The organism is Streptomyces sp. CB03234, assembly GCF_001905885.1.
Taxonomy (GTDB): Bacteria; Actinomycetota; Actinomycetes; order Streptomycetales; family Streptomycetaceae; genus Streptomyces.
Genome location: NZ_LIYH01000009.1, coordinates 144560 through 169893 on the forward strand (window position 1 = coordinate 144560; position 25334 = coordinate 169893).

The 25334-nt window shown below is 72.8% G+C and carries 27 protein-coding genes; 18 read left to right on the forward strand and 9 right to left on the reverse strand.

The features are described from left to right. The first annotated feature begins 62 nt into the window (after positions 1 to 62). A complete protein-coding gene (locus AMK26_RS33330) occupies positions 63 to 476 on the forward strand; it encodes a Fur family transcriptional regulator (RefSeq protein WP_073759636.1) in 414 nt (137 codons plus the stop codon). 76 nt (positions 477 to 552) lie between these two features. On the opposite strand, the gene AMK26_RS33335 is transcribed toward AMK26_RS33330, so the two are convergent. The 3 genes from AMK26_RS33335 to AMK26_RS33345 all read right to left on the reverse strand — a co-directional run bounded on the left by AMK26_RS33335 (position 553) and on the right by AMK26_RS33345 (position 3155). Continuing rightward, positions 553 to 2082 (reverse strand): APC family permease, encoded by a 1530-nt coding sequence (locus AMK26_RS33335; RefSeq protein ID WP_073759638.1) that lies wholly within the window; start codon positions 2080 to 2082, stop codon positions 553 to 555. Positions 2083 to 2187: 105 nt separating this feature from the next. Continuing rightward, entirely contained in the window at positions 2188 to 2571 is a 384-nt protein-coding gene (locus tag AMK26_RS33340) for a hypothetical protein (RefSeq protein WP_073759640.1), read from the reverse strand. After that, complete coding sequence (locus AMK26_RS33345) at positions 2568 to 3155, reverse strand: TetR/AcrR family transcriptional regulator (RefSeq protein WP_073759642.1); 588 nt, start codon at positions 3153 to 3155, stop codon at positions 2568 to 2570. The genes AMK26_RS33340 and AMK26_RS33345 overlap by 4 nt, the downstream gene beginning before the upstream one ends. An 82-nt stretch (positions 3156 to 3237) precedes the next feature. Here AMK26_RS33345 and AMK26_RS33350 point away from each other — a divergent pair, with 82 nt between their 5' ends. From AMK26_RS33350 to AMK26_RS33405, 12 genes are all read left to right on the forward strand, one after another. After that, entirely contained in the window at positions 3238 to 3657 is a 420-nt protein-coding gene (locus AMK26_RS33350; protein ID WP_073759645.1) for a helix-turn-helix transcriptional regulator, read from the forward strand. Between the two features lie 10 nt (positions 3658 to 3667). Further along, entirely contained in the window at positions 3668 to 4084 is a 417-nt protein-coding gene (locus tag AMK26_RS33355) for a VOC family protein (RefSeq protein ID WP_198944230.1), read from the forward strand. 14 nt (positions 4085 to 4098) lie between these two features. Beyond that, complete coding sequence (locus tag AMK26_RS33360; protein WP_073759649.1) at positions 4099 to 6489, forward strand: ATP-binding cassette domain-containing protein; 2391 nt, start codon at positions 4099 to 4101, stop codon at positions 6487 to 6489. A gap of 339 nt (positions 6490 to 6828) precedes the next feature. Beyond that, entirely contained in the window at positions 6829 to 7356 is a 528-nt protein-coding gene (locus tag AMK26_RS33365; RefSeq protein ID WP_073759651.1) for a hypothetical protein, read from the forward strand. 386 nt (positions 7357 to 7742) lie between these two features. Next, positions 7743 to 9884, forward strand: coding sequence for a hypothetical protein (locus AMK26_RS33370; protein ID WP_073759653.1), 2142 nt, complete (start codon positions 7743 to 7745; stop codon positions 9882 to 9884). Between the two features lie 87 nt (positions 9885 to 9971). After that, entirely contained in the window at positions 9972 to 11537 is a 1566-nt protein-coding gene (pelF, locus tag AMK26_RS33375; RefSeq protein WP_073759655.1) for a GT4 family glycosyltransferase PelF, read from the forward strand. Further along, positions 11534 to 12889 (forward strand): hypothetical protein, encoded by a 1356-nt coding sequence (locus AMK26_RS33380; protein WP_073759657.1) that lies wholly within the window; start codon positions 11534 to 11536, stop codon positions 12887 to 12889. The genes pelF and AMK26_RS33380 overlap by 4 nt, the downstream gene beginning before the upstream one ends. A 76-nt stretch (positions 12890 to 12965) precedes the next feature. Continuing rightward, positions 12966 to 13967 (forward strand): GDP-mannose 4,6-dehydratase, encoded by a 1002-nt coding sequence (locus AMK26_RS33385; protein ID WP_073759659.1) that lies wholly within the window; start codon positions 12966 to 12968, stop codon positions 13965 to 13967. A gap of 53 nt (positions 13968 to 14020) precedes the next feature. After that, complete coding sequence (locus tag AMK26_RS33390; protein ID WP_073759660.1) at positions 14021 to 14734, forward strand: nucleotidyltransferase family protein; 714 nt, start codon at positions 14021 to 14023, stop codon at positions 14732 to 14734. Between the two features lie 7 nt (positions 14735 to 14741). Further along, positions 14742 to 15653 carry an NAD-dependent epimerase/dehydratase family protein gene (locus tag AMK26_RS33395; RefSeq protein ID WP_073759662.1) on the forward strand — a complete coding sequence of 304 codons (912 nt, stop codon included), beginning with the start codon at positions 14742 to 14744 and terminating at the stop codon, positions 15651 to 15653. Then, positions 15650 to 16312 (forward strand): spherulation-specific family 4 protein, encoded by a 663-nt coding sequence (locus AMK26_RS33400; RefSeq protein WP_073759919.1) that lies wholly within the window; start codon positions 15650 to 15652, stop codon positions 16310 to 16312. Before AMK26_RS33395 ends, AMK26_RS33400 begins: the two co-directional genes overlap by 4 nt. Continuing rightward, a complete protein-coding gene (locus AMK26_RS33405; protein ID WP_073759664.1) occupies positions 16309 to 17100 on the forward strand; it encodes an endo alpha-1,4 polygalactosaminidase in 792 nt (263 codons plus the stop codon). Before AMK26_RS33400 ends, AMK26_RS33405 begins: the two co-directional genes overlap by 4 nt. Before the next feature lie 28 nt (positions 17101 to 17128). On the opposite strand, the gene AMK26_RS33410 is transcribed toward AMK26_RS33405, so the two are convergent. Beyond that, entirely contained in the window at positions 17129 to 18136 is a 1008-nt protein-coding gene (locus AMK26_RS33410) for an isopenicillin N synthase family dioxygenase (protein WP_073759921.1), read from the reverse strand. A gap of 137 nt (positions 18137 to 18273) precedes the next feature. Between AMK26_RS33410 and AMK26_RS33415 the strand changes: the two genes are divergently transcribed. Together AMK26_RS33415 and AMK26_RS33420 are read left to right on the forward strand one after the other, a co-directional pair. After that, positions 18274 to 18771: a DUF2975 domain-containing protein gene (locus tag AMK26_RS33415; RefSeq protein ID WP_073759665.1), complete on the forward strand. Its 498-nt coding sequence runs from the start codon at positions 18274 to 18276 to the stop codon at positions 18769 to 18771. Beyond that, positions 18771 to 18992 (forward strand): helix-turn-helix domain-containing protein, encoded by a 222-nt coding sequence (locus tag AMK26_RS33420; RefSeq protein WP_073759667.1) that lies wholly within the window; start codon positions 18771 to 18773, stop codon positions 18990 to 18992. Before AMK26_RS33415 ends, AMK26_RS33420 begins: the two co-directional genes overlap by 1 nt. A gap of 61 nt (positions 18993 to 19053) precedes the next feature. Here the strand turns inward: AMK26_RS33420 and AMK26_RS33425 are convergent, their stop codons facing one another. The 3 genes from AMK26_RS33425 to AMK26_RS33435 all read right to left on the reverse strand — a co-directional run bounded on the left by AMK26_RS33425 (position 19054) and on the right by AMK26_RS33435 (position 20640). Beyond that, complete coding sequence (locus AMK26_RS33425; protein ID WP_073759669.1) at positions 19054 to 19479, reverse strand: ATP-binding protein; 426 nt, start codon at positions 19477 to 19479, stop codon at positions 19054 to 19056. A 3-nt stretch (positions 19480 to 19482) separates the two neighbouring features. Then, positions 19483 to 20364: an MEDS domain-containing protein gene (locus AMK26_RS33430; protein ID WP_143608696.1), complete on the reverse strand. Its 882-nt coding sequence runs from the start codon at positions 20362 to 20364 to the stop codon at positions 19483 to 19485. Between the two features lie 63 nt (positions 20365 to 20427). Beyond that, positions 20428 to 20640: a hypothetical protein gene (locus AMK26_RS33435; protein ID WP_073759672.1), complete on the reverse strand. Its 213-nt coding sequence runs from the start codon at positions 20638 to 20640 to the stop codon at positions 20428 to 20430. Positions 20641 to 20788: 148 nt separating this feature from the next. Between AMK26_RS33435 and AMK26_RS33440 the strand changes: the two genes are divergently transcribed. Both AMK26_RS33440 and AMK26_RS33445 read left to right on the forward strand, forming a co-directional pair. Beyond that, positions 20789 to 21775, forward strand: a complete 987-nt coding sequence (locus AMK26_RS33440) for a LysR family transcriptional regulator (RefSeq protein ID WP_073759674.1) — start codon at positions 20789 to 20791, stop codon at positions 21773 to 21775. 85 nt (positions 21776 to 21860) lie between these two features. After that, positions 21861 to 23264, forward strand: coding sequence for a carbohydrate-binding protein (locus AMK26_RS33445; protein ID WP_073759676.1), 1404 nt, complete (start codon positions 21861 to 21863; stop codon positions 23262 to 23264). 114 nt (positions 23265 to 23378) lie between these two features. Here the strand turns inward: AMK26_RS33445 and AMK26_RS33450 are convergent, their stop codons facing one another. Further along, entirely contained in the window at positions 23379 to 23705 is a 327-nt protein-coding gene (locus AMK26_RS33450; RefSeq protein WP_073759678.1) for a hypothetical protein, read from the reverse strand. A gap of 60 nt (positions 23706 to 23765) precedes the next feature. Further along, positions 23766 to 25004 (reverse strand): FAD-dependent monooxygenase, encoded by a 1239-nt coding sequence (locus tag AMK26_RS33455; RefSeq protein WP_107421103.1) that lies wholly within the window; start codon positions 25002 to 25004, stop codon positions 23766 to 23768. Positions 25005 to 25148: 144 nt separating this feature from the next. Between AMK26_RS33455 and AMK26_RS37495 the strand changes: the two genes are divergently transcribed. Then, positions 25149 to 25304, forward strand: coding sequence for a DUF6131 family protein (locus tag AMK26_RS37495; RefSeq protein ID WP_198944231.1), 156 nt, complete (start codon positions 25149 to 25151; stop codon positions 25302 to 25304). Positions 25305 to 25334 lie beyond the last annotated feature (30 nt).

Genomic DNA, 25334 nt, shown 5'->3' on the forward strand with positions numbered 1-25334 from the left:
CCGGAACAGCGTTCATCAGGGAGTCAGTTGTGACGGTCACAGGGGCGGAGACCAGCCGGCGCATGACACGCCAACGCGCCGCCGTCCGGCAGGCCCTCGCCGACTGCCCCGGTTTCGTCTCCGCCCAGGAACTCCACGCGCTGATGGGCGGGGCGGGCGTCCGCGTCGGGCTCACCACCGTGTACCGGGCGCTGCAGGACCTGGAGCGGGCCGGCGCCGCCGACGTCGTACGGGACGACGTCGGAGAACGGCTCTACCGGCACCGCCCGGGCGCCGGACACCGCCACTACCTCATCTGCCGGCACTGCCGCCGCAACCAGCTCCTGGACGCCGACGTCGTCGAGCGCTGGGTCGCCGACGTCGTCCGGTCGACGGGCTTCGCGGACGTCGAGCACACCCTGGAGCTCACCGGAATCTGCGGCGGTTGCCGAAGCGACGTGGACGCCGGTGGATCCGGCGCACCGCCGCCCTTGTGATCCGGGGCGGGCTTCGCGTGATCGCCGGTGGCCCACGGCGGTCACCGGCATCATCGGCCTCGCCCCAGCGTCCACGTCAGTCGTCCACGACGAGGGGCGGCGTCGCGTGGTGCAGTACCTCGCCGCGGAAGAACTCGGGGCTGTGGCGCCGCATCAGCAGCATGATCGCGGCGCCGAGGAGCAGCAGGCCCACGCCGATGACGAAGACGCTGCCGACGCCGGCGACCGAGCTGCCGCTGCCGTAGGACGGCTCCCAGGTGTCCCTCAGGGTTCTGAGGAACACGCCGGTGAGCATGAGGCCGCCGAGGCCCGGCATGAGGCCCTTGAGCAACAGGCTGCCCGGTGAGTGCCGCAGCCGGCGGCGGAAGAACCAGACGCAGGAGAAGGCCGTGATCCCGTAGTAGAAGCTGATCATGAGGCCGAGGGCGAAGACGGTGTCCAGGAGGACGTTCTCGCTGACCAGGGTCATCAGCGTGTAGAAGGTGCCGGTGACGACGGCCGCCGCGACGGTGGCGCGGGCGGGGGTCTGGAAGCGTGGATGGACGGCGGCGAACGTCGTCGGCAGGGCCTTGTAGGTGCTCATCGCCAGGGCGGTGCGGGCCACCGGGATGAAGGTGGTCTGGAGGCTGGCGGCAGCGCTGGTCAGGACCGCGACGAAGAGCAGCACCCCGAGGCCCGGGCCCATGACCGGATCGGCGAGCGCGGCGAAGACGTTGTCGGCGGTCTCCGGGTTGCCCAGGCCGGTGCCCTCGGTGCCGACGCCGGCGTACATCTGTGCGGCGACGGCGACGAGCAGGTACGTACAGACGATGACGACGATGGACAGCAGCGCGGCGCGGCCGGGCGTCCGTTCGCTGCCGGTGCTCTCCTCATTGACCGTCAGGCAGGTGTCCCAGCCCCAGTAGATGAAGATCGACAGGGTGACGCCGGCGGTGAAGGCCGTGAAGGAGTCGACACCGAACGGGTCCAGCCAGGACCAGGAGAAGCCGAGCGCCCCCTCTGCCTCGCCGGACGTGGAGATCGCCATGACGATGAACAGGGCGAGTACGACCAGTTGCAGGCCGACCAGTACGGACTGCAGCCACTCGGTGAGGGTGATCCCGCGGTAGCTGATCCAGGTGGCGACGGCGATGAAGGCCAGGGTGGTCGGGATGTGCACGGCCTTGTTGTCGTTGAGTTCGGTGACGTCCGGGCTGCCGGTCACCTCCCCCAGGAAGAGGTAGAAGAACTCGGTGGCCACCCCGGCCAGGTTGGAGAGCACCACGATGGACGCCATCAGCATGCCCCAGCCGCACATCCAGCCGGTCCTGGGCCCGAAGGCCTTGGCCGACCAGGCGAAGGAGGTGCCGCAGTCGGGCATCACCTTGTTCAGCTCGCGGTAGGCGAAGGCCACCAGCAGCATCGGCACGAATCCGGCCAGGAAGATGCCCGGCATCCGCAGCCCGGCCTCCCCGACGGTCGGTCCGAGGGTGGCGGTGAGGCTGTAGGCGGGGGCGACGGTGGAAATGCCGATCACCGTGCCACCGAGCAGGCCGACGGTGTCCCGGCTCAGCCCCTTGGCCTTGAGATCCTCGCGATCGTTTCCCTGTGGAGCGCCTTTCGTCATCCCTGCAGTCTGGTCGCTCCGGCGGGGAGAATCCGGAACGTGACGAGGTGGCGCGTGAAGTGGCGTTCGAGCCGCCGTGTCGCACCCGGCTTCCGGCGAGGCGTCTCACCCGGCCGTCGCGCCGGCCGCCGCCAGAACCGCCACCGGCAGCAGCAGCATCCATTGCGGCAGGCGCAGCCATGGCTTCGGCCGGCGCGCCGCCAGTGACACCACCAGGAACACGCCGGAGTAGGCCACGAAGTGGGCGGCCAGGAGCCAGGCGACGGTGTCACCGCCAGGACGGTCACCGAGGGCGAGCCAGACCAGGGCGGCGGCCGCCAGCACCAGGTCGGCCGTGACCAGGTGCCAGACCGCGTGCAGGACACTGCGCGGCTCTTCGGGGAGGTTGCCGGCCAGCAGGGGGCGGACGACGTCCCGGCCGCCGGCGACGGCGTGGATGGCGGCGACCGCTGCGGCGGTTGTCCCGGCGGCGAGGAACCAGGTGTTCATCGGGTCTCGATTCCGCGGCCCACGATGGCCGCCAGTTGTGTGGCCAGCCTCGGGCCGGGCTGCTCGCCCACCAGGCCGATGTGGAAGAAGACGGCCCCGGCCAGCGTGTCGAGTACGAGATCGACCGGCACGTCGGGGTCGGTCTCCCCGCGCTGGGCGGCTCGCTCGAACACCGCCACCAAGCAGTCCTTGGCCGGGGCCAGGAACTGGGAGCGGATGCGGGCCCGCAGATCCGGGGTGGCGGCGAAGTCGGCCAGCAGGCCCGGTAGGGCGGCAGCGGCGGCCGGGGCGGAGAACTCCTGGATCAGGGCCTCCAGGAGCGCCGTGAGGTCACCGGCCAGCGTGCCGGTGTCCGGTGCGGGCGCCGCCTCGGCCTGGGTGAACACCGCCTCGTACACCAGCTCCGCCTTGCCCGACCAGCGCCGGTAGACCGTGTCCTTGCCGACGCCCGCCCGAGCCGCCACCGCCCCGATCGAGGTGTCGGCGTAGCCGGCTTCGGTCACCAGCTCGGTCGTGGCGGTCAGGATCGCCTGATGGGCACGACTGTCTCGGGGACGCCCACGCGGGGCGCTGGGCAGCGTCATGCAATAACCATACTGGACGACCCGTTGGGTAATACGAGGGCGTCCCGCGCACGGCGTCCCGGGGCTGTGGGAGGGTGGTGGCGTGACACTGGAAGACCTCGTCCGGTTGCGCCGGGCCCGTGACCTGATGGACCGCGAGTACGCGAAGCCGCTCGACGTTCCGGCGCTGGCGCGGGTCGCCCTGATGTCGCCGGGCCACTTCTCCCGCAGTTTCCGCGCCGCCTTCGGGGAGACGCCGTACAGCTATCTGATGACGCGCCGGATCGAGCGGGCCAAGGCGCTGCTGCGGCGCGGTGACCTGACGGTGACGGAGGTCTGCTTCGCGGTCGGCTGCACCTCGCTGGGGTCGTTCAGCTCACGGTTCACCGAGCTGGTCGGCGAGAGTCCGAGCGCCTACCGGGCCCGCTCCCATGACGAGGGCGCCGCCGTGCCCGCCTGCGTCGCGAAGGTCCACACGCGACCGGTCAGGAATGGAGAAGCGAAACGCGCACCCCGCCCGTAGCGTGAAGCGCATGGACATCAGCCTTTCGCAGTGCTTCATCGCCGTCGACGACCACGACAAGGCGCTCGCCTTCTACCGGGACGTTCTCGGCCTGGAGGTGCGCAACGACGTCGGGTTCGAGGGGATGCGCTGGGTGACCGTCGGCTCGCCGTCGCAGCCCGATGTGGACATCGTCCTGGAGCCCCCTCTCGCCGATCCGAACGCCTCCCCCGCCGACAAGGCGGCCATGGCGGAACTGCTGGCCAAGGGCCTGCTGCGCGGTGTCATCTTCAGGACCGACGACTGCGACGCCACCTTCGAGCGCATCCGCGCCGCGGGCGGCGAGGTGTTCCAGGAGCCGACCGACCAGCCGTACGGCGTCCGCGACTGCGCCTTCCGCGATCCCTCCGGCAACATGCTGCGCTTCAGCCGGCCCCGCACGCACTGAGCCGAGGAGACACGATGAGCAGGGCCCCGAGGACGGACACGCGCCCGCCCGCGCCGCACGCCGCCGACAGCCACGAGCTGATCCGTGTGCACGGCGCGCGCGTCAACAACCTCAAGGACGTCAGCATCGAGGTACCCAAGCGCCGGCTGACGGTGTTCACCGGCGTCTCAGGATCGGGCAAGAGTTCGCTGGTGTTCGACACGATCGCCGCGGAGTCGCAGCGGCTGATCAACGAGACGTACAGCGCCTTCCTCCAGGGCTTCATGCCCACCCTGGCGCGGCCCGAGGTGGACGTCCTGGAAGGACTGACGACGGCGATCATCGTCGACCAGCAGCGGATGGGTGCCGACCCCCGCTCCACGGTCGGCACCGCCACGGACGCCAACGCCATGCTGCGCATCCTCTTCAGCCGGCTCGGGCAGCCGCACATCGGCCCGCCCAGCGCGTACGCCTTCAACGTCCCCTCGGTCCGGGCGAGCGGTGCGATCACGGTCGAGCGCGGTGCCAAGAAGGCGGTGAAGGCGACCTACTCCCGCACCGGTGGCATGTGTCCGCGCTGCGAGGGCCGGGGCGCGGTCTCCGACATCGATCTCACCCAGCTCTACGACGACTCCAAGTCGATCGCCGAGGGCGCGTTCACCATCCCCGGCTGGAAGTCGGACAGCTTCTGGACCGTACGGCTCTACGCCGAGTCGGGTTTCCTCGACCCGAACAAGCCGATCCGCGAGTTCACGAAGAAGGAGATGCACGACTTCCTCCACCGGGAGCCGACCAAGGTCAAGGTCGAGGGAGTGAACCTCACCTACGAGGGACTCATCCCCAAGATCCAGAAGTCGTTCCTGTCCAAGGACAAGGAGGCGATGCAGCCCCACATCCGGGCGTTCGTGGAGCGGGCGGTCACCTTCACGACGTGTCCGGAGTGCGACGGCACCCGGCTCAGCGAGGCTGCCCGGACGTCGAAGATCAAGGGGGTCAGCATCGCCGACGTCTGCGCGATGCAGATCAGCGACGTGGCCGCATGGGCCTCTGGCCTCAAGGAGCCCTCGGTGGCGCCGCTGGTCGACGCCCTGCGGCACACCCTCGACTCCTTCGTGGAGATCGGCCTCGGCTACCTCTCGCTCGACCGGCCGTCGGGCACGCTGTCGGGCGGCGAGGCGCAGCGCGTCAAGATGATCCGCCACCTCGGCTCCTCGCTCACCGACGTCACCTACGTCTTCGACGAGCCCACGACCGGACTGCACCCCCACGACATCAGCCGGATGAACGACCTGCTGCTCCGGCTGCGGGACAAGGGCAACACGGTGCTCGTCGTGGAGCACAAGCCGCAGACGATCGCGATCGCCGACCACGTCGTCGACCTCGGCCCCGGCGCCGGTACGGCGGGCGGCACCGTCTGCTTCGAGGGCACCGTCGAGGGGCTGCGGGCCGGCGGCACCATCACCGGCCGCCACCTCGACGACCGGGCCGCCCTGAAGGGGACGGTACGCGAGCCGGCCGGCGCGCTGGAGGTCCGCGGCGCCACGGCGCACAACCTGCGCAACGTCGACGTCGACATCCCGCTGGGGGTGCTCGTCGTCGTCACCGGCGTCGCCGGCTCGGGCAAGAGCTCCCTCGTACACGGATCGATCCCGGCCGGCGAGGGTGTGGTGTCGGTCGACCAGGGCGCCATCCGTGGCTCGCGGCGGAGCAACCCGGCGACGTACACCGGCCTGCTCGACCCGATCCGCAAGGCGTTCGCCAAGGCCAACGGCGTCAAGCCGGCGCTGTTCAGCGCCAATTCCGAGGGCGCCTGCCCCACCTGCAACGGCGCCGGGGTCGTCTACACCGACCTGGCGATGATGGCCGGGGTCGCCACCACCTGCGAGGACTGCGAGGGGAAGCGGTACCAGGCGTCGGTACTGGAGCACCACCTCGGGGGCCGTGACATCAGCGAGGTGCTCGCGATGTCGGTGACCGAGGCCGAGGAGTTCTTCGGCTCCGGGGAGGCGCACACTCCGGCCGCGCACCGGGTCCTCGGCCGGCTCGCCGACGTCGGGCTCGGCTACCTCAGTCTCGGCCAGCCGCTCACCACGCTGTCGGGCGGCGAGCGGCAGCGGCTGAAGCTGGCGACCCACATGGCCGAGAAGGGCGGTGTGTACGTCCTCGACGAGCCGACCGCCGGGCTCCACCTCGCCGACGTCGAGCAGCTGCTCGGGCTGCTCGACCGGCTGGTCGACTCCGGGAAGTCGGTCATCGTCGTGGAGCACCACCCGGCCGTGATGGCGCACGCCGACTGGATCATCGACCTCGGCCCGGGGGCCGGCCACGACGGCGGGCGGATCGTCTTCGAGGGCACACCCGCCGACCTCGTCGCCGCCCGCTCCACCCTCACCGGGGAACACCTCGCGTCCTACGTCGGCGCCTGACCAAAACCCCCGGCAGGGTCCCCTGACCGGGGCCGGGGCCGGAAATCGGCGGATGGCCGAGATGCCCCGCGCCGCCCGGCGGCGCGGGGCGGAGCCGGGGTTTCCGGTGCATCCGGTATCGCGCCAATATCGGTGGGCCTCGCCTCACGGCCGATGCGCTGAGCGGGACCGCCGGGGTTCCCCCGGGGCAGGCTCCCGTCGTGCGCGGATACACCCCACCAGGTGGGTGCACGCAGTCATCACATCTCCCTCACCGTACGAACCCTTCCGGCCGCTCGCCGGTCAGGGGACCGCGCGCGGTGCAGACGGGTACGGGGCGGCTGCCTAGCCTCCCGGGCCATGCGATCACCACACATCAGACGCCTGGGTCTCACCACCGTTCTCGGCCTCGTCCTCGCCATGTCCGGCCTGGCCCCCAGCGCGAGCGCGGCGGACACCGCACCGGCCACCCTGACGTTCGCCACCGACTCCGCCACCACGACGCCCGGCGGCACGGTACGGCTCTCGATGACGCTGACCAACAACAAGACCCACGACGTCTGGTTCGCCCACCAGACGATCGAGCCCACGTGGCTCACCACCCAGCGCCCCGACCTGACGTACGGCTTCACCGGCTGCAGCCTGGCCACGGCCACCGGCAGCGCCCCCTGCTCCGGGACCGGACCCGCCAACCTCGGCGCCAACTACGGGACCACCGTCCCGCCCGGCCAGAGCCGGACCGTCACCCTGACCCTGCAGGTCGCCCCCGACTCCGGCTGCAACGGCAACATCGGCTTCTACTCGTACTACTACGCCGAGTTCAGCGACACGACGAGCACCAGCGGCGGCCCGGTCTTCACACCGGAGACGCGGGTGCTCTGCGCCTGACGGCCGGCCGCGGTCCGCGGTGACCTGAAACCGATCAGGCGCCGGACGGACATCGCGGTCCACGACACGGACGTCCCACACCGGCGGACCGACCAGCCCGCGCCCGCGCAGGGTCCCCATCTGCGCGGGGCGCACCGCCGCTTGCGACACCACCGGACCACCGGGACCGGGCCGGAGCCCCTCGCGGGGCCGGATGCGCGCGCCGAGCATCTGCGTTTTTCCGTCAGGTTTCGCGAGATGAGCACAAGAACCACACACAGACATCACTATGTGACGCGACGGATGCGTCGACGACCGGCCTCTGAGGGGACGCCGGCGTCGCGCAAGGGGTGTGTCCGCTCCATCGGAGCTGTCCTCGCCCCTGCCCTGGGGAGGGACTTCACCGCATGAAGCGGACCATACGTACCGCCTTGCTCACGGCGGGCGCGCTCATCGCCGCGCTCGGCCTGCCGGCCGGGGCCGCCCAGGCGGAGGGCATCGCGCCGCGCATCGACCTCCGGGTCCTGCTCGTGAGTGACGGCGGCCCGTCCGTCGACGCCATCGCGGCCGAACTGGACGCCGCGGGAACGCCGTACACCGAGGTCCGGCTCGGCCGGCCCGGCAGGCCGGTCATCGAGGCCGGTTTCCTCGCCGACACGGTCGACGGGCGCCCCCGCGCCAAGTACCAGGCCGTCGTCCTGCCCAACGACAACCCGTTCGCGGCCGGCTCGCCCGAGATGGCGGCACTGGACGACTACGAGCGGACCTACGACATCCCCCAGGTCGACGCGTACACCTACGCGCGCCCCGAGGCCGGGCTGCAGTACCCGGTGTACGGGGGCTACTCCGGCGGCGTCGACGGGATACGGGCCCAGGTGACCGCCGCCGGCAGGGCGGGTCCCTTCGGATACCTGGAGGGTGAGGTGCCCTTCGAGGACAACTTCCCTGCAATCGGCGAGAGTTGGGCGTACTTGTCGACGCCCGTCGCGGGCGCGGAATTCACCCCGTACGTCGACGCTCCCATCCCCGGCCGGACGAAGCGCGGTTCCCTCGTGGGCGAGTACCGGCACGACGGGCGACGCGAGCTGGTCGTCACCTTCGTCTACAACCAGCACCAGCGGCAGTTCCGGCTGCTGGCCCGCGGCATCGTCCAGTGGATGACCGGCGGTGTGCACCTGGGCGCCTCCCGCAACTACTTCGCCGTGCACGTCGACGACGTGTTCGCCGCCGACGACCGCTGGAACACCGAGCTCAACTGCACCCCCGGTGACGTCGACTGCCCGGACGGCGTGGGTACGCCCGACCCGATCCGCATGACGCCCGCGGACGTCGACCACGCCACCGCCTGGCAGCGTGAACACGGCTTCACCCTCGACCTGGCCTACAACGGCGCGGGCAGCGTGGAGCAGCGCCAGGACAACGAAGGCGCCGACGCGCTCGCCGACAAGCTCCTCGCCGAGCGCGACCGGTTCCGCTGGATCAACCACACGTACACGCACGCCTTCCTGGGCTGCGAGCAGGACACGACCGTGGTGCCGTGGCGGTGCGCCACCGAGGCGGACGGCGGCGTGAAGTGGGTCGGCCGTGCGGCCGTCTCCGACGAGATCGCCACCAACCGCGTGTGGGGGCAGCGTGCCGGGCTGCCGCTGGAGAACGGTGAGCTGGTCACCGGTGAGCACTCCGGGCTGAAGGTGCTGCCGCAGCAGCCGGCCGACAACCCCAACCTGGCGCTCGCGCTCGCCGACAACGGCATCACCTGGCTCGCCTCGGACAACTCGCGGGAGCCCGACCAGCGGCGGGTCGGCCCCGCCACGACCGTCTCCCGCTACCCGATGAACGTCTTCTACAACGCGGGGCGGGCGGCCGAACAGGTCGACGAGTACAACTGGATCTACACCAGCCGGGCCCAGGGCGGCAGCGGGATCTGCGAGGACAACCCGCACACCACCACCTGCCTGCCGGCGCCGCTGGACACGGCCACCGGCTACACCGGGCACATCGTGCCCCTGGAGACGCGGATCGCCCTCGGCCACGTCCTCGCCAACGACCCCAGGCCGCACTTCATCCACCAGTCCAACCTGGCCGAGGACCGCATCGCCTACCCGGTCCTGAACGGCGTGCTCGACGGCTACGACGCGCTCTTCGCGGACAACACGCCGGTGGTGAACCAGCGGATGCAGGACATCGGCATCGAACTGCGGCGGCGCGCCGACTGGAAGGCCGCGGTCGACGGCGGCCGGGTCACCGCCCACCGCGTCGGCGGCACGGTGACGGTGGAGGCGCCGGACGGCGTGGCCGTCACCGCCACCATGTCCACCGGCACCACGCTGGGCGGCGCCGCCTTCGGCGAGGCGTACGCGGGTGAGGTGTCCGGCTGGGCGCCCTCGTCCGGCCGGCCGCTGGGCTTCACGCTGCCGCCGTCCACGACCGCCGGCGCCGGCGCCGAACCGCAGCCGCAGCCCCGGCCCCGGACGCTGACGCGACCCGCTCCCGACACCCGGCTGCCCACGAGCGTGACCGAGCCGGTGCCGCCCCGCGCCGGGCGCTGAACGGCCCCATCCGCCGCACGGTCCCGGCCGCCCGCGGGTGGCCGCGACCGGCACGACCACCCCACACCTCGGCCGTGGAGCACACCGATGCACGCTCACCACGGCGCGCGACGCCCCGCCGCGACGCGCGTCACCCTGCTCACCGAAGGCACCTACCCGCACAGTCACGGCGGCGTGAGCGTCTGGTGCGACCAACTCGTCCAGGGCATGCCCGACCTGGACTTCGAGGTCGTCGCCGTCACCGGTACCGGCCGCGAGCCGGTCGTTTGGGAGCTGCCGCCGCAGGTGTCGCGCGTCCACGCCGTGCCGATGTGGGGCGCCCCGCCGGAGGGCCGCCCGCCCCGGGGACGTGTCCGCAACCGGCTCGCCGCCGCGTACGAGCGGTTCCTGACCGCGCTCCTCGACCCGTGCGCCGAGGACGGGTTCGCGCCCGCCCTGTACACGATGGCGCGGGCCGCGGCCGACGGCGTACTGAGCCCTTTCCTGCGCGGTGACCGGGCCATCGCGGTGCTGACCGCCATCTGGAACCGTCCGGGTCTGGCCGTACGCGAGGCCCGGCCGACGCTGCACGACGCGCTGACCGCCACCGGACTGCTGGAGCACGCCCTGCGTCCGCTGGCCGCGCCACTGCCGCGGGGCGGGGTCGCCCACGCGGTCAGCGGCGGCGTCGCCGTCCTGCCGGGGCTGGCCGCCCTGGAACGGCACGGCATCCCGCTGCTGTTGACCGAGCACGGCGTCTACCTGCGCGAGCGCTACCTGGGTTACCGCACCGCCCCCTACCGCTGGCCCGTGAAGGCCGTGGTCCTGGGCTTCTTCCGGCTGCTGGCGGAGGAGAGCTACCGCCGCGCCGCCCTCATCACACCGGGCAACCGCTACAACCGGCTGTGGGAGGAACAGGGCGGCGCCGACCCGGAGTCGATCCGCACGGTCTACAACGGCGTGGACCCGGCCGCCTTCCCGCCGGCCGGGCCGGAGCCCGGCGTACCCACCCTCAGCTGGGCGGGCCGCGTCGACCCGATCAAGGACCTGGAGACCCTGATCCGCGCCTTCGCCCTCGTCAGGGAGCGGCTCCCCGAGGCGCGGCTGCGGTTGTTCGGCGGGACACCGCGCGGCGGGGAGGGGTACCGCGAGCGCTGCCAGGCCCTGGCCGCGGAGCTCGGCCACGCGGACGCCGTCACGTTCGAGGGGCGGGTCGAGGACATCAGGGAGGCCTACGCCGCCGGGAACGTGGTGATGCTCTCCAGCATCAGCGAGGGCTTTCCGTTCACGCTGATCGAGGCCATGTCGTGCGGGCGGGCGACGGTCTCCACCGACGTGGGCGGGGTGCGCGAGGCCGTCGGTGACGCCGGGCTGGTCGTACCGCCGCGTGATCCGGCCGCCATGGCCGCCGCCGCGCTGGAGTTGCTGGGCGACCCCGTGCGCCGCCGGGCGACGGGGGAGGCGGCCCGGCTGCGGGTGATCGAGCAGTTCACGCTGCGCCGGACGATCGACACCTTCCACTCCCTGTATCTGGACCTGTCGGCGCTGCCCCGGCGGGCGGGCACGGGAGGCCCGCGTCCGACGGGGACGGGGGACGCCCCGGCGCTTTCGGCACGGGCCGCCACCCGTCCGCACGCCCCGGCGGACACGCGCACCAGGAGCGTGGCCCTATGAGCGGACCGATAGCACTGGAGCCGGGTGGGGCGGAACAGGACACCCTGGCGCTCCGGCTCGCCGGGACGCGCCGGATCCGTCCCGACGAGGGCTGCGTCGACCGGCTCGCCGCCGACCTGGCCGACCGCGTCGGCCCCGCCGTCCACCCCTACGAGGTGGCCGCGCTGCTGGAGGCGGAAGGCCTGTCCGCCGACGTCATCAGGGACCGGTACGGGCACCCGGACCTGTTCTCGCTCGCCTCCGCGCTGTACGAGCGGGTGCCTCGGACGTTCCCGGAGCCGGCCCTGCCACCCGACCCGTGGCGCCCGGACCACGTGCGGTGCCTGCTGCGGGGGGCGCTGTTCGCGCTGCCGGGGCTCGCCTACCTGCTCGCCGCGCCGCTGGGGCACGCCGAGCACCACGCCCCGGCCCTGATCACGGCGGGCATCGTCTCCTGGGCCTGGGGGCAGGCGCTCGGCCACCGGGCCCATCTGCGGCTGGCGACGGGAGCCCGGGAGGCGGGCCGTACGCTCCTGACGGGGGCTCCGCTGGGAGCCGTGGTGGCGACGGCCGCCTCCACGCTGCCCGGCGGGGCCGGCCCGGTGACGCTCCTGGCGGCAGCCCAGTCGGCGTACCTGGCCGCGGCGGGCGTGCTGCTGGTGCTCGCCAGGGAGCGGCTGCTGCTGGCCGCGCTGAGCCCTCTCGTCGCCGGTGCCGCGGTCCTGCCCTGGTGGGAGCCGGGCCCGCTGGCGCGCGCCGGCCTGCCGCTGCTGGCGCTGCTGGCCACGCTGGGCGTCACCGCGCGGGTCCTGTGGACCACCCTGGCCGTACCGGCCGTCGCCGGTGGCCCCCGGCCGCGGCTGCGCGCGTCGCTGCCCTACGGGCTGTTCGGCCTGGCCGCCGCCGTGCTGGTGCTCCTGGAGGGGCGACGGCATCCGTACGCGGTGGTCGTGCTGACCGTGAGCATGGGGCCCGCCGAGTGGCTGCTGTACCGCTACCGGGGCTGGTCGGTCGCCGCGCTGCGCCTGGCCGCGACGCCCGCCGCCTTCCTGCTGCGCTCGGCCGGGATCCTCGCCCGCTGCCTGGCCGCCTACCTCCTGCCGCTGCTGCCCGCGGCCCTGCTGACCGGCGCGGAGCCGGCGGCGCTGGTGCTGCTCGCGGCCACGTTGTGGACCGCGCTGCTGCTCCAGGCGTTCGGGGCCGCCTGGCCGTCCGCCGCGATCTGCCTGGTGGCCGCGGCGGTCGCCGGGGCAGCGACGCTGCTGCGTCCGCCGGCGGGCCCGGGCGTCCTGGCCCTGTGCTGCGGGGTGGCCGCCCCGTGCCTGGCGGCGTGCGCGCTGTGGCTGCTGGGCCGGCCCGCCCCGCACGTCTGACCGCCGTCCACCGCACCCTCGTCCCCGCACACGCACACGCACCGATACCGACCGACCTACCGGAAGGACCACCGAGTTGACCTCAGCACCGCTCGCCGCCGTCACCGGAGCCGAGGGCTTCATCGGCTCGCACCTCACCGAGGCGCTGGTCGCCTCCGGGCACCGGGTGCGGGCCATGGCCCAGTACAACTCCTTCTCCTCCTACGGCTGGCTGGAGACCCTCCCGCCGGACGTCCTCGACCACGTGGAGATCGTCCTCGGTGACGTCCGCGACCCGGGCTCGGTGCGCGGCCTGCTCGAAGGGGCCGACTGCGTCTACCACCTGGCCGCGCTGATCGCGATCCCGTACTCGTACCAGGCGCCGCACAGCTACGTCGAGACCAACGTCACCGGCACGCTCAACGTGCTGGAGGCGGTCCGTTCGCTCGGCACGCCGCGGCTGGTGCACACCTCCACCAGCGAGACCTACGGCACCGCGCGGACCGTGCCGATCACCGAGGACCACCCGATCAACACCCAGTCCCCGTACGCCGCTTCGAAGGCGGGCGGGGACCGACTGGCCGACAGCTACCACGCGAGCTTCGGCACCCCGGTGGTGACGCTGCGGCCGTTCAACACCTTCGGACCGCGTCAGTCGATGCGCGCGGTCATCCCCACCGTCATCGGCCAGGTGTCGGCCGGGCAGCGCACCATCACCCTCGGCGACCTGCGTCCCACCCGCGACTTCACCTACGTCGGGGACACCGCGCGGGCGTTCCTCGCGGTGGGCACCGCGCCCGCCGAGCGGGTCGTGGGCCGCACCTTCAACGCCGGGACGGGCGGGGAGATCTCGGTCGGCGACCTGGTGGCGCTGATCGGCAAGGTGATGGACACCGGCCTCGACGTGCGGGAGGACGCCGCACGCGTCCGGCCCGCCGGCTCCGAGGTGATGCGGCTGGTCGCCGACGCGACCCGGCTCACCGAGGCGACCGGCTGGCGGCCGGCGCACAGCCTGGAGGAGGGGCTCGCCCGCACCGTGGAGTTCTTCCGCGATCCGGCCAACCTGGCCCGCTACAAGACCGGCATCTACAACATCTGACCGACGCCCGGCACGTCCACGAGGGACACGTACGCACCCGAAGGAGAAGCCCCATGCACGCATTCATCCTGGCCGGTGGCAAGGGCGTCCGGCTCCGGCCCTACACGACGGCCCTGCCCAAGCCGCTCGTTCCCATCGGCGACCAGCACGCCATCCTGGAGATCGTGCTGCGCCAGCTCGCCACGGCCGGTTTCACCCACTGCACCATCGCCATCGGCCACCTGGGCGAGATCATCCGCGCCTTCGTCGGCGACGGCTCCCAGTGGGGCATGACCATCGACTACGCCACCGAGGAGAGCCCCTTGGGCACCATGGGCGCGCTGCTCATCCTGCGCGACCGGCTGCCGGAGACGTTCCTGGTGATGAACGGCGACGTCCTCACCGACATCGACTACGCCGACGTACTGCGCCGCCACCAGGCGTCCGGCGCGCCCCTGACCATCGCCACCTACGCCCGCAAGGTGAGCATCGACTTCGGGGTGCTGACCACCGACGCCGGCAGGGTCGTCGCCTTCACGGAGAAGCCCAGCGTGGACTACCGCGTCTCCATGGGCGTCTACGGCCTGTCCCGCTCGACACTCGACGGCTACACCCCCGGCCTGCCGCTGGGCTTCGACGAGCTGGTCCTGGACCTGCTGGCCGCCGAACGGCCCCCGTACGCCTACGACTTCGACGGCTACTGGCTGGACATCGGGCGCCCCGACGACTACGACCGGGCCAACGCCGAGTTCACCGTCCGCAAGCCGCTTCTGCTCAAGGGAGCCTGAGCACCGTATGCGCGTTCTCGTCCTGGGCTCCACCGGCTACCTGGGCCGTCATGTCGTCGAGCAGCTGCGTACGGCCCTGCCCGACGCGGCGGTGTTCCACGCGGGCCGCTCCCCCGCCGCCGACGTCCGCGTCGACCTCGCCCGCGACGACCCGCGGCAGGTGGCCGAGGCCCTCGATCCGGTGGCGCCCCACGTGGTGGTCAACTGCGCGGGCGCCACCGGTGGCGACGCCGTCACGCTCGCCGAGGCCAACGCCCGTGGCCCGGCCGTCCTGTGCGCCGCGCTGCGCGCGTCGGCTCCGGCCGCGCGCCTGGTCCACCTGGGGTCGGCCGCCGAGTACGGTCCCGGGGCTCCCGGGACGCGGGTGACGGAGTCGGCCCCCACGCGCCCGCTGGGCCCCTACGGTGGGACGAAGCTCGCGGGGACGGTCGCGGTGACCGCGTCCGGGCTGGAGGCCGTGGTCCTGCGGGTGGGCAACCCGGTGGGGCCCGGGGCGCCGCCCACCGGGCTCCCCGGCCGGATCGCCGCGCTGCTGCGGGAGGCCGGCCCCGGGCGGGACGCGGTCCTGCGGGTGGGTGACCTGTCGGCGTACCGGGACTTCGTCGACGTACGCGACGTCGCGCGGGCGGTGCTGCTCGCGGCGACGGTGCGCGGGCCCGTCCCGTCCGTCCTGAACGTCGGCGGCGGCGAGGCCGTCCCCGTGCGTGAGCTGGTGCGTACGCTGGCCCGTGGGGCGGGTTTCCGGGGCAGCATCAAGGAGGACGCGGGCGGCTCGGCCCGCTCGGCGGAGGTGTCGTGGCAGTGCTCCTCCATCGACGCCGCGCGCGAGACCCTCGGCTGGCGCCCGTCCCACCCGCTGGACGAGTCGCTGGCCGCGCTGTGGGAGGCCACGGGTCCGGGCGGGGGCTGCGCACCGTGAGCCTGCTGATTCCGCTGTACGTCCACCCCGCCGAGGATCCGGGAGCCTGGCACCGCCTGATCACCGCCGCCCGCCGCACGTACGGGGTGGTCCTGAACCCGGCGAGCGGGCCGGGTACCGGCCCCGACCCGGCGTTCGTCGCGGCGGCCGGCGCGCTGCGGGCGGCGGGCGCCCGGCTGCTGGGCTATGTGGACACGGACTACGGTGTGCGCGACCCGCGCGAGGTCGCCGGCGACATGCGGCGGCACCGGGAGTGGTACGCGGCCGACGGCTGCTTCCTGGACCGGGTGACCGCGACGCCGGACGGGCTGCCCGCCTGCCGGAGGCTGGTCCGGTCGGTCCGCCGGCTCGGTGCCACGACGGTCGTCCTGAACCCCGGGGTCCACCCGGCGCCCGGCTACGTCCGGCTCGCCGACCTGACGGTGACGTTCGAGGGCCACTGGTCGACGTACGTGGGGGCGTTCAGCCGCCCCGCGTGGACGGCCCGGCATCCGCCGGCAGGGCTGTGCCACCTCGTCTACGGTGTGCCCGAGGTGCTCGTGCCCCTCGCCGTACGCACCGCGCGCGCACGCGGGGCCGCCGTCTGCGGACCCGTGACGGGCGAACCGCCCAACCCGTGGAACCGGCTGACCCCCGCGCTTGCGGGGACGGAGCGATGAGACGCGCGGCCCTGGCACGCGCCGTGCTGCCGGCCGTCCTCGCGGCCTCGGTGCCGACCGCGTGCTCCGGCGCCCCTGACGCGGACGACGCGCGGTGGAAGCCCCGCCCCGGCCTGGCGTGGCAGTGGCAGCTCGACGGGAGGGTCGACCCGTCCGCCGACGTACCCGTCTACGACATCGACGGCTTCGAGAACACGGCGGCGGACGTGGCCCGCCTGCACCGCGACGGCCGGAAGGTGATCTGCTACATCAACGTCGGCGCCTGGGAGGACTTCCGGCCCGACAAGGACGCCTTCCCCCGCTCGGTGCTCGGCAGGCCCAACGGCTGGCGGGGCGAGCGCTGGCTCGACATCCGCAGGACCGACGTACTGCGGCCCCTCATGGAACGGCGCTTCGACATGTGCCGGGACAAGGGCTTCGACGCGGTGGAGCCCGACCTGGTGGAGGGCTACGCCGACGACACCGGCTTCCCGCTCTCCGCGCGCGACCAGCTCGCGTACAACCGCATGATCGCCGGCATCGCGCACGCACGCGGCCTGTCGGTGGGCCTGAAGAACGACCTTCCCCAGATCCCCGAGCTGGTCGACGACTTCGACTTCGCGGTCAACGAGCAGTGCGCGCAGTACGACGAGTGCGGCAGGCTCACGCCGTTCATCGCGGCCGGCAAGGCGGTGTTCCACGTGGAGTACACGGAGCCGGCGAGTGACTTCTGCCCGGTGTCACGCGCGCTGCGGCTGTCCTCGATGCTGAAGAGGCCGGACCTCGGTGTGTGGCGCAGGGCCTGCTGACCGCCGCTGGCCGCCCGGGAGCGTTCCTTCAGCCGGCGAGCAGTTCGGGGTGGTGGCGGCGGGCGACCTCGGGGTGGGCCCGTACCCAGCCCTTGAGTTCGTTGCGGCCGTACTCGGCGTGCAGGGGGTTGGCGCGGTCGTGGGCGATGCCCGGAGCCCGGCTCGGGCAGGTGCCCGGGACGGTGTCGATGACCGCGTCGAGGCGCGGGTTGTAGAAGAACGGCACGGAGTAGCGCTCCACCGCTCCCGGTGGGCTGACGACGCGGTGGTCGGTGGCCGACAGGTAGCCGTTCGTCGCTATCTCCAGCAGTTCGCCGAGGTTGACGACGAACGCGCCCGGCAGCGGCGGCACGTCGATGAAGCCGTCGCCGGAGCGGACCTGGAGCCCGCCCACGCCGTCCTGGAGCAGCAGCGTCAGGAAGCCGTAGTCCTTGTGCGCCCCCACCCCCTGGCCGCTGCCGGAGGGTGCCGATCCGGGGTAGCGGATCAGTTTGGTGTGCAGGTGCGGGCGGTCGGCGAAGGCGGCGTCGAAGAAGTCCGCGGGCGCTCCGATGCACAGCAGCAGCTCGCCCAGCAGCCGGTGGGCGACCGCCGCGAGCCGCTCCTGCCAGGCCAGTACCGCCGTGCGCAGCTCGGGCAGCGCGGCCGGCCACTGGTTGGGCCCCTCCAGCCAGAGGTACGGCGGGTCGTCGGGGCCGATGACAGGCGCGGGCCGTTCGGCGCCCACGTCGAGCTGGTCGCGCCAGTCCGACCGGCCTCCGGTGAGTTCGTCCCCGACGCGGGTGTAGCCGCGGAAGTGCGGTGAGCGCAGGTTGCTGACGGCCAGCCGGTCAGCCTCCGGCAGCGCGAAGAACTCCCGTGTGAGGCGCAGGATCCCGGCGGTCTCGTCGGCGCCGACCCCATGGCCGGTGAGATGGAAGAAGCCGACGTCGTGTGCGGCATCGTGCAGCTCCTCGTGGAACGCCTTCCGGGTCGCGGGGTCGTCGGCCATGGACAGATCGATGATCGGCAGCCAGCCGGGAGCGAGGGACGACATGGGCGACATGATGGCGCCCCGCTCCTGCCGGAGCGAGGCCCTGTTGCCGGGGGTGGCGGGATCGCGTGGGTACATTCCCTTACTGTGTCTATCGTTTCTCGATAGATTCCCATCGCAACTCGATCGAAGGGGAGACGATGGGACAGCTGACAGTCCTCGCGCTGCGCGCCGTTCTCGTGGCGCTGCTGGCCGGCTCGGTGTTCGTCCAGGCGGTGATGGTGCCGCTGCTGGCCGTCGACCTGGAGGAGGCGGGCGGGGACCTCGCGCACCTGCGCGTCCCGTTCGTGGTGATCACGCTGCTGGGCCTCGTGACGGCCCAGGTCGTCCTGGTCTGCGTGTGGCGGCTGGTGACGATGGTGCGGCAGGGAACCGTGTTCTCCCATGCCGCCTTCCGGTACGTGCACATCGTGATCGGTGCGTTCGTGGCGGCCGCGCTCCTGCTGTTCGCGTTCGCGGTCATGCTGGCGCCCGGCGAGGCCGTCGCCCCGGGCATCGTCCTGCTGATCTGCGGGGCCGTGGTGGCGGTGCTGGGCGTCGCGCTCATCGTGCTCGTGCTGCGTATGCTGCTCGCCCAGGCGGTCGCGCGCGACGTCGAGGCGGCGCGGATGCGGGCCGAACTCGACGAGGTGATCTGATGCCGATCGCCGTCGACATCGACGTGATGCTGGCGAAGCGGAAGATGTCCGTGGGCGAGCTCGCCGAACGCGTCGGGATCACACCCGCCAACCTGGCGGTGCTCAAGAACGGCCGCGCCAAGGCGGTGCGCTTCGCCACGCTCGCCGCGCTCTGCGAGGCGCTCGACTGCCAGCCGGGAGACCTGCTGCGCTGGGAGCCCGAGGACGCGGCGGAGGGGTGACCGCGCGGTCTGTGTGCCCGTGACCGGACGGCGTTGACCCCACCCCGCGCCCCGGTGCTCGTCAGTGCAGCTTCATCGCGAACGTCACGATGCTGCCGACCGGGCCCGGGGCGATGGTGAGGCGGTCGGTGATCAGACGGGTGAGCCACAGGCCCCGCCCGTGGCAGGCGCCGTTGAGGCCGGGGGCCAGGTCCGGGATGACGTCCTCGGTGAAGCCGGGGCCCCGGTCGGAGACGCGGCACTCCAGTTCCTCCGGCGTCCTGGCCAGTACGAGGACGCCATGCCCGCCCGCGTGCTGGACGACGTTGCCCGCCACGGCGTCCATGGCCACCACGAAGTCGCCGCGCCGGCAGTCCGGGAGGCCGGTCAGGGCCGCGTAGCCCTCCACCAGCACGCGGAGCCGCGGGATGTCCGCGCCGCCGAAACGGCGGTGCAGCAGGAGCTCTTCACCGATGCCGGGCCGCCCCCCGGCGGAGTCCAGGGTCATGGCCTACCCCGTCACATCGAGGGCGGCCGGGTCCGCGCCGATGCGGCACAGCAGCGTCGCGTGCCGCTCGGAGCAGCGGATCCGTACGGGCCTGTCGGCGGGCGCCCGGTCGAGGAGGCGGACGAGCTCGGTCGCGCACTCGGCGCCGAGGAACCCGGTGCGCAGCAGGTCGACCGTTCGGGTGGAGAGGCCGGGCGGCGGCGCGGGGGTGCGGAGCAGGTCGGCGAGAGCCTGGGCGAACTGCCCGTACGTCGCCACGTCCGCCTCGCCGATCACCTGCAGCGTGCCGTTGTCGTGCCGGCACCGCAGATGGCCGATCCGGGGCAGCAGGTTCTGCGGGTGTGCCCGGCACATGGCGTCCAGGACCGGCTCGGGGAAGCGCCGCCGGTCGTACGCGCAGATCTCGCTGTAGAAGCCGTCGGTGAAGAGGTGGCCGGCCCGGCGCTCACGGTCCATCATCATGTCGAGATCGGCGCCGAGGTCCGCGACCCAGCCCATGTCGATGTACGTGCGCAGTCCGGTGTACCCCTCGTCGCGGGCGGTCTCGGACTCCTCGACGATGCGCTGCCACTGCCGGTCGGCGGTGAACCGCCGCGCGGGCAGGATCAGTTCCCGCATGCTGCTCAGCTCCAGTTGGGCCCTCTCGTACCCGGACGCGACCAGCAGCCCTGGGGCCTCCTGCAGCCGCGACCGGACCTGTGCCTCGGTCAGACGCGGCGGTCCGAAGACGATGACCTTCTCGCCACGGGCCAGTCCGGACCAGACGAACGCGGCCAGCACGTCCCAGCCGGGCGCATCGTCGTCGTAGCACAGGAACGCGTGGTGTCCGGAGCCCATGTGCTGCACGGGAAGCGTCCCGGGATGGTGCTCCTCGCTCGCGAGCACGCCCAATTCACCCACCCCCGCGTAACCGCCGTGTGGCCCTACGTTACCAATTCTCCCCGAGCCCTACTGGCGCTCCTCGGCGTCGGGGTGCCTGTCGCGCAGCGCGTCGCCGGGCACCGGCCCTTTCGGCGGGGCGGGCTCCGGCGGCTCCTCCGCCCGGTCCTCCGCTCGGCCTCCGGCGCCGCGGCCGCCCTCGTCGCGCTGCCGCCGGGCCTGCCGCTTCTCCTCCTCCAGCCGCTTGCGCACCTCTTCGGGCTTGTCTCCGAGCTGGTTCATGACCCTCTCCGTCCCGCGGGAAGACTCGTCTCGCCGCCAGCGTCACACAGACCCGCCCGGCCCGCATTCCCCGCGTTCTCCTCGGGGGACCCGATTGGTCCGGACCTTTGTATTGCCGTGCTGTTCGCCTCGGCGTCAAGCTGCCCCCATGGAACTGGAGTTGCGGCACCTCAGGACGATCAGGGCCATCGCCGACGCGGGAAGTCTCACCAAGGCGGCCACCGCGCTCGGCCTGGCGCAGCCGGCTCTCAGCGCCCAGCTGAGGAGGATCGAACGTTCGCTCGGCGGCGTGCTGTTCGAGCGCGGGCGCACCGGAGTGCGCACGACGGCACTCGGCGCCCTGGTGCTCGACCGGGCCCGGGTCGTCCTGCCCGCCGTGAACGAACTGCAGCAGGAGGCCGTACGTTTCGCCCGGTCGGGGTCGCCCGGAGACGGGCGGCGGCGTGCCTTCCGTATCGGTGGCACGCACGGGCCGCTGCTGGGAGGGCTCGTCGACCGGATCGCGTCGGCCGAGCCGGGCATCGGCGTGGTCACGCACACGTCCTGGTCGGAACGGGAGATCGCGGCGTCCGCGGCGGAAGGCCGGCTCGACTACGCGCTGATCGGTACGTGCGGGGAGAGCACCCCGCCGGAGTCCGGACGGCTGGCGTGGACGGAGGTGGCGCGCGACCCGGTGTTCGTGATGCTGGCCGCCGGCCATCCCCTCGCCGCCCGGCCGGAGGTCGAGCTCGGCGAGCTGGCGGCGGAGGCGTGGACGGACGTGCCCGGTGACGGGTGCTTCGCGGACTGCTTCGCCGCCGCGTGCGTCCGCGCCGGCTTCACCCCGGCGACCGTGTACGAGACGGACACCGCGTCGTGCGTCCACCTCGTCCAGGTGGGCCGGGCCGTCGGCCTGTGCCGCGCCACGTTTCCCGACACACCCGGTATGGTGACCCGGCCGCTGGCGGGCACGCCCCTGGTGTGGCGGCACCTGCTCGGCTGGCACCCGGAGGCGCCCGCCGCGGCGGGCGCGCCGTTCGTCGTGGACCACGTCCGCGAGGCGCACCGGGCCGCGGTGGCCCGCAGCACCAGCTACCCGCGCTGGCTGGCATCCCGTTCCCTCCCGGTCCATAACGCCGTGCAGGGGGCCGGCTGACATCTCCTCCGACCGGGTCCGCTCTCCCTACGGTTTCGGCACACCGCCACACCTCCCCTCCCCCCGAGACCGAGGAGACTCCCCCATGTTCCACAGACACGCCAGGGCCGCGTGCGTGGGTGCCGCCACCGTGGGCGCGCTGGTGCTGACCGCGCTGCAAGGCGCCGTGGCCGCGCCCACGGCCGAGCCGCCCGGTTCGGCGGCCCGTTCGGCGGCCCGTTCGGCGGCGGAGACCCTCGCCGTGTCCGCCGTACCGCCGGACGTCCTCGCCTCCATGCAGCGGGACCTGGGCCTCACGCGCGCCCAGGCGCAGCGGCGGCTCACCAACGAGGCGGAGGCGGGCGCCACCGCCGCCCGCCTCCAGCAGCGGCTGGCCACCTCGTACGCGGGCGCCTGGGTGGAGGGTGACGAATCGTCGGTCCTCACCGTGGCCACCACCCGGGCCGCCGACGCGGCGGCGATAGCGGCGAGCGGCGCCGAGGCCGTCGTCGTCCCGCACAGCCTCGCCGCGCTCGACGGCACCAAGGCCGCCCTGGACCGTGCCGCGCGGCGCGCCGCCGACACCGGCGTGCCCGTCTGGTACGTCGACGTCCGTACCAATTCCGTGGTGGTCCGCGCCGTGGAGCCGGCCGCGGCCGAGTCGCTGATCGCCCGCGCGGGCGGCGTCGACCGGTCGCGGATACGGGTCGTCCCGACGGACGAACAGCCGCGTCCGCTGTACGACATCAGGGGCGGCGACGCGTACTACATGGGCGGCTCGGGCCGCTGCTCGGTGGGCTTCGCGATCACGCGGGGTACGCAGCAGGGCTTCGCGACGGCCGGGCACTGCGGCCGGGCGGGCACCACGACGAGCGGGTACAACCAGGTGGCACAGGGCACGTTCCAGGCGTCCACGTTCCCCGGCCGGGACATGGCCTGGGTGGCGACGAACACCAACTGGACGGCGACGCCGTACGTGAAGGGCGCGGGCGGCGCGAACGTCCAGGTGACCGGCTCGGTGCAGCAGCCGGTCGGCGCCTCGATCTGCCGCTCGGGCTCCACAACCGGCTGGCACTGCGGCACCATCCAGCAGCACAACACGAGCGTGACGTACCCGGAGGGCACCATCACCGGGGTGACCCGTACCTCCGTGTGCGCCGAGCCGGGCGACTCGGGCGGCTCGTACATCTCCGGCAGCCAGGCCCAGGGCGTCACGTCGGGCGGCTCGGGCAACTGCCGCACCGGCGGCACGACGTACCACCAGCCGATCAACCCGCTGTTGCAGGCGTACGGGCTGACGCTGAAGACGACCACGGGCCCCGGTGACCCGGGTGATCCCGGTGACCCGGGCGACCCGGGGGAGCCGGGCGGCACGTGGGCGGCGGGCACCGTCTACCGGGCGGGCGACCAGGTGACGTACGGCGGCGTCGCGTACCGCTGTCTGCAGGGCCACCAGGCGCAGGCCGGCTGGGAGCCGCCGAACGTCCCGGCGCTCTGGCAGCGCGTCTGAGACCGGCGCGTTGGAGACCGGCGCGCTGGAGACCGGCGCCGCCGGGCCGTGGGGGCGCGTGCCGTGACCTGTGAGGGGTCACGGCACGCGCGTGCTTTCGTCGGCGGGCGCCGGTCAGGGTGTTCTTCGTGAGGTGCGGCGGTGGTCACGGTTGGCCCTGACGTGGGCGACCACGAGCGAGGCCTTCTCGAGGAGCCAGATGGCGCTGAGCGAGACGAGGGCGAAGCAGAGAAGGAAGGCCACGACCGCCGTGACCACGAGCAGCGGACCGCCTCCGTACGTCGCGTCCCGGGCGCCCCGGAACAGCGGCCCCGCCGCGCCCCCGGCCGCCCCCACGGCGGGGACCAGCAACGCCATGAGCCACACGCGGCCCTTGCGCGGCACATCGGCGTCGTCATGTGCGCGGTCGTGGTCCGGATGGTCGCTTCTTCCCTCGTTCACAGAGATCAGTGTGCGGGGTCCGCCGCCCGTCCGGAACTCCGGACCGACCCCTGAACTCCCTCAAGCGTCCCGGCGCGGACTTCCGCCCCGGGCCGGTCCGCGGTTGACGCCCGCGACGGTTCGAACGAGCCTCGGTCCCAGCCAGCGCTTGAGCCTGCGCAGCGCTTGGAGTTGTCCGGCGGCCCGGTCGATCCGGTAGTACAACTGCGGCGGGATGTACGGCAGCAGGGGCGAATGCCGCTGGCCGAGCAGGGCGAACATCTCCGGCGGTGCCAGGTCGATGTAGCGCGGCAGGTTCTCGTACCACTGGGCGCTGTAACGGGCCGCGCTCTGGGCGGGGACGAGGGCCGAGCGGCGTTCCCGCTCGTAGCGGGCGAGGGCGGGCTGGAGGCGGGGGCTGTCGTGCAGGGCGTCGGCGAGCGTGATGGCGTCCTCCAGGGCGAGGGTGGTGCCGGCGCCAATGGAGTAGTGGGTGGTGTGCGCGGCATCGCCGATCAGGACGAGGTTGTCCCGGTACCAGGTCCGGTTGGTCACGGTACGGAAGTTCAGCCATCGCGCGCTGCCGTCGGCGTGGGCGCGGCCGATCAGCGGGTGGCCGTCCAGGGGCCCGGCGAAGAGGCGCTCCAGCAGGGCGAGGCCGTCGGCGTGGCTCGCCTCGTGGAGGCCGAGGCCGGTCCAGGTGGCGGGGGAACACTCGACGACGCAGGTGCTGTGGTGCTCGCCGTACCGGTAGCCGTAGCACCAGATCCAGCCGTGCGCCGTCTCGACGAAGGCGAAGGTGAAGGCGTCGAAGACCTTGGTGGTGCCGAGCCAGACGTACTTGTTGCGCCCGACCGTGATGTCGGTGCCGAAGTGGCCGGCGTGGCGGCCGCGCAGCCCGCTGTTGGCCCCGTCGCCGGCGACGATCAGGTCGGCCCGCACCGGTTCGGTCATGTCGGCGACCGGCTGCTGGAACGCGATGCGCACGCCGAGGGACCGGGCCCGCCCGGCGAGGATGTCCAGCAGGGTGCGACGGCCGATGCCGAACCCCGGGTCCCCGTGGTGCACGGTCGTGCGGTCGCGGACGTGTGCCACTCCGTCGCTCCAGCGGACCGAGTTCTCGTGGATGGCGCGTGCCGAGACGGGGTCGTGGCGGTGGAGCGTGTCGAGCAGGCCCGCCCAGTAGGTGACTCCCCAGCCGTACGTCGAGCCGGCCGGGTTGCGCTCGTGGACGGTGATGTCGTGGGAGGGGTCCCGCAGCTTCATCAGGATCGAGAAGTACAGGCCGGCGGGCCCGCCACCGACGCAGGCGACCTTCACGCGCGCTCCCCTTGATGGCACAAGATGATCAATTGATCACGAAAGGTAGCAGCCGGCCATACAGACTTGGGTTATTTGTACGGTTTGCTCCCGCTCCGATCGGGGACCTCTTGTGTAGTAGGACTCTCCCTGATCGGAGGCGTCATGATCATCCTGGGCCTCGTCCTGCTCATCATCGGTGCCGTCGCCGGCATCAGCATTCTGTGGACCATCGGACTCATCCTGGTCGTGATCGGAGCGGTCCTGTGGGTGCTGGGCGCCCTGGGGCACGCGGTCGGCGGACGGCGTCATTACTGGTGACCCGGTTGGACCACGGCTGAACCGGACGGG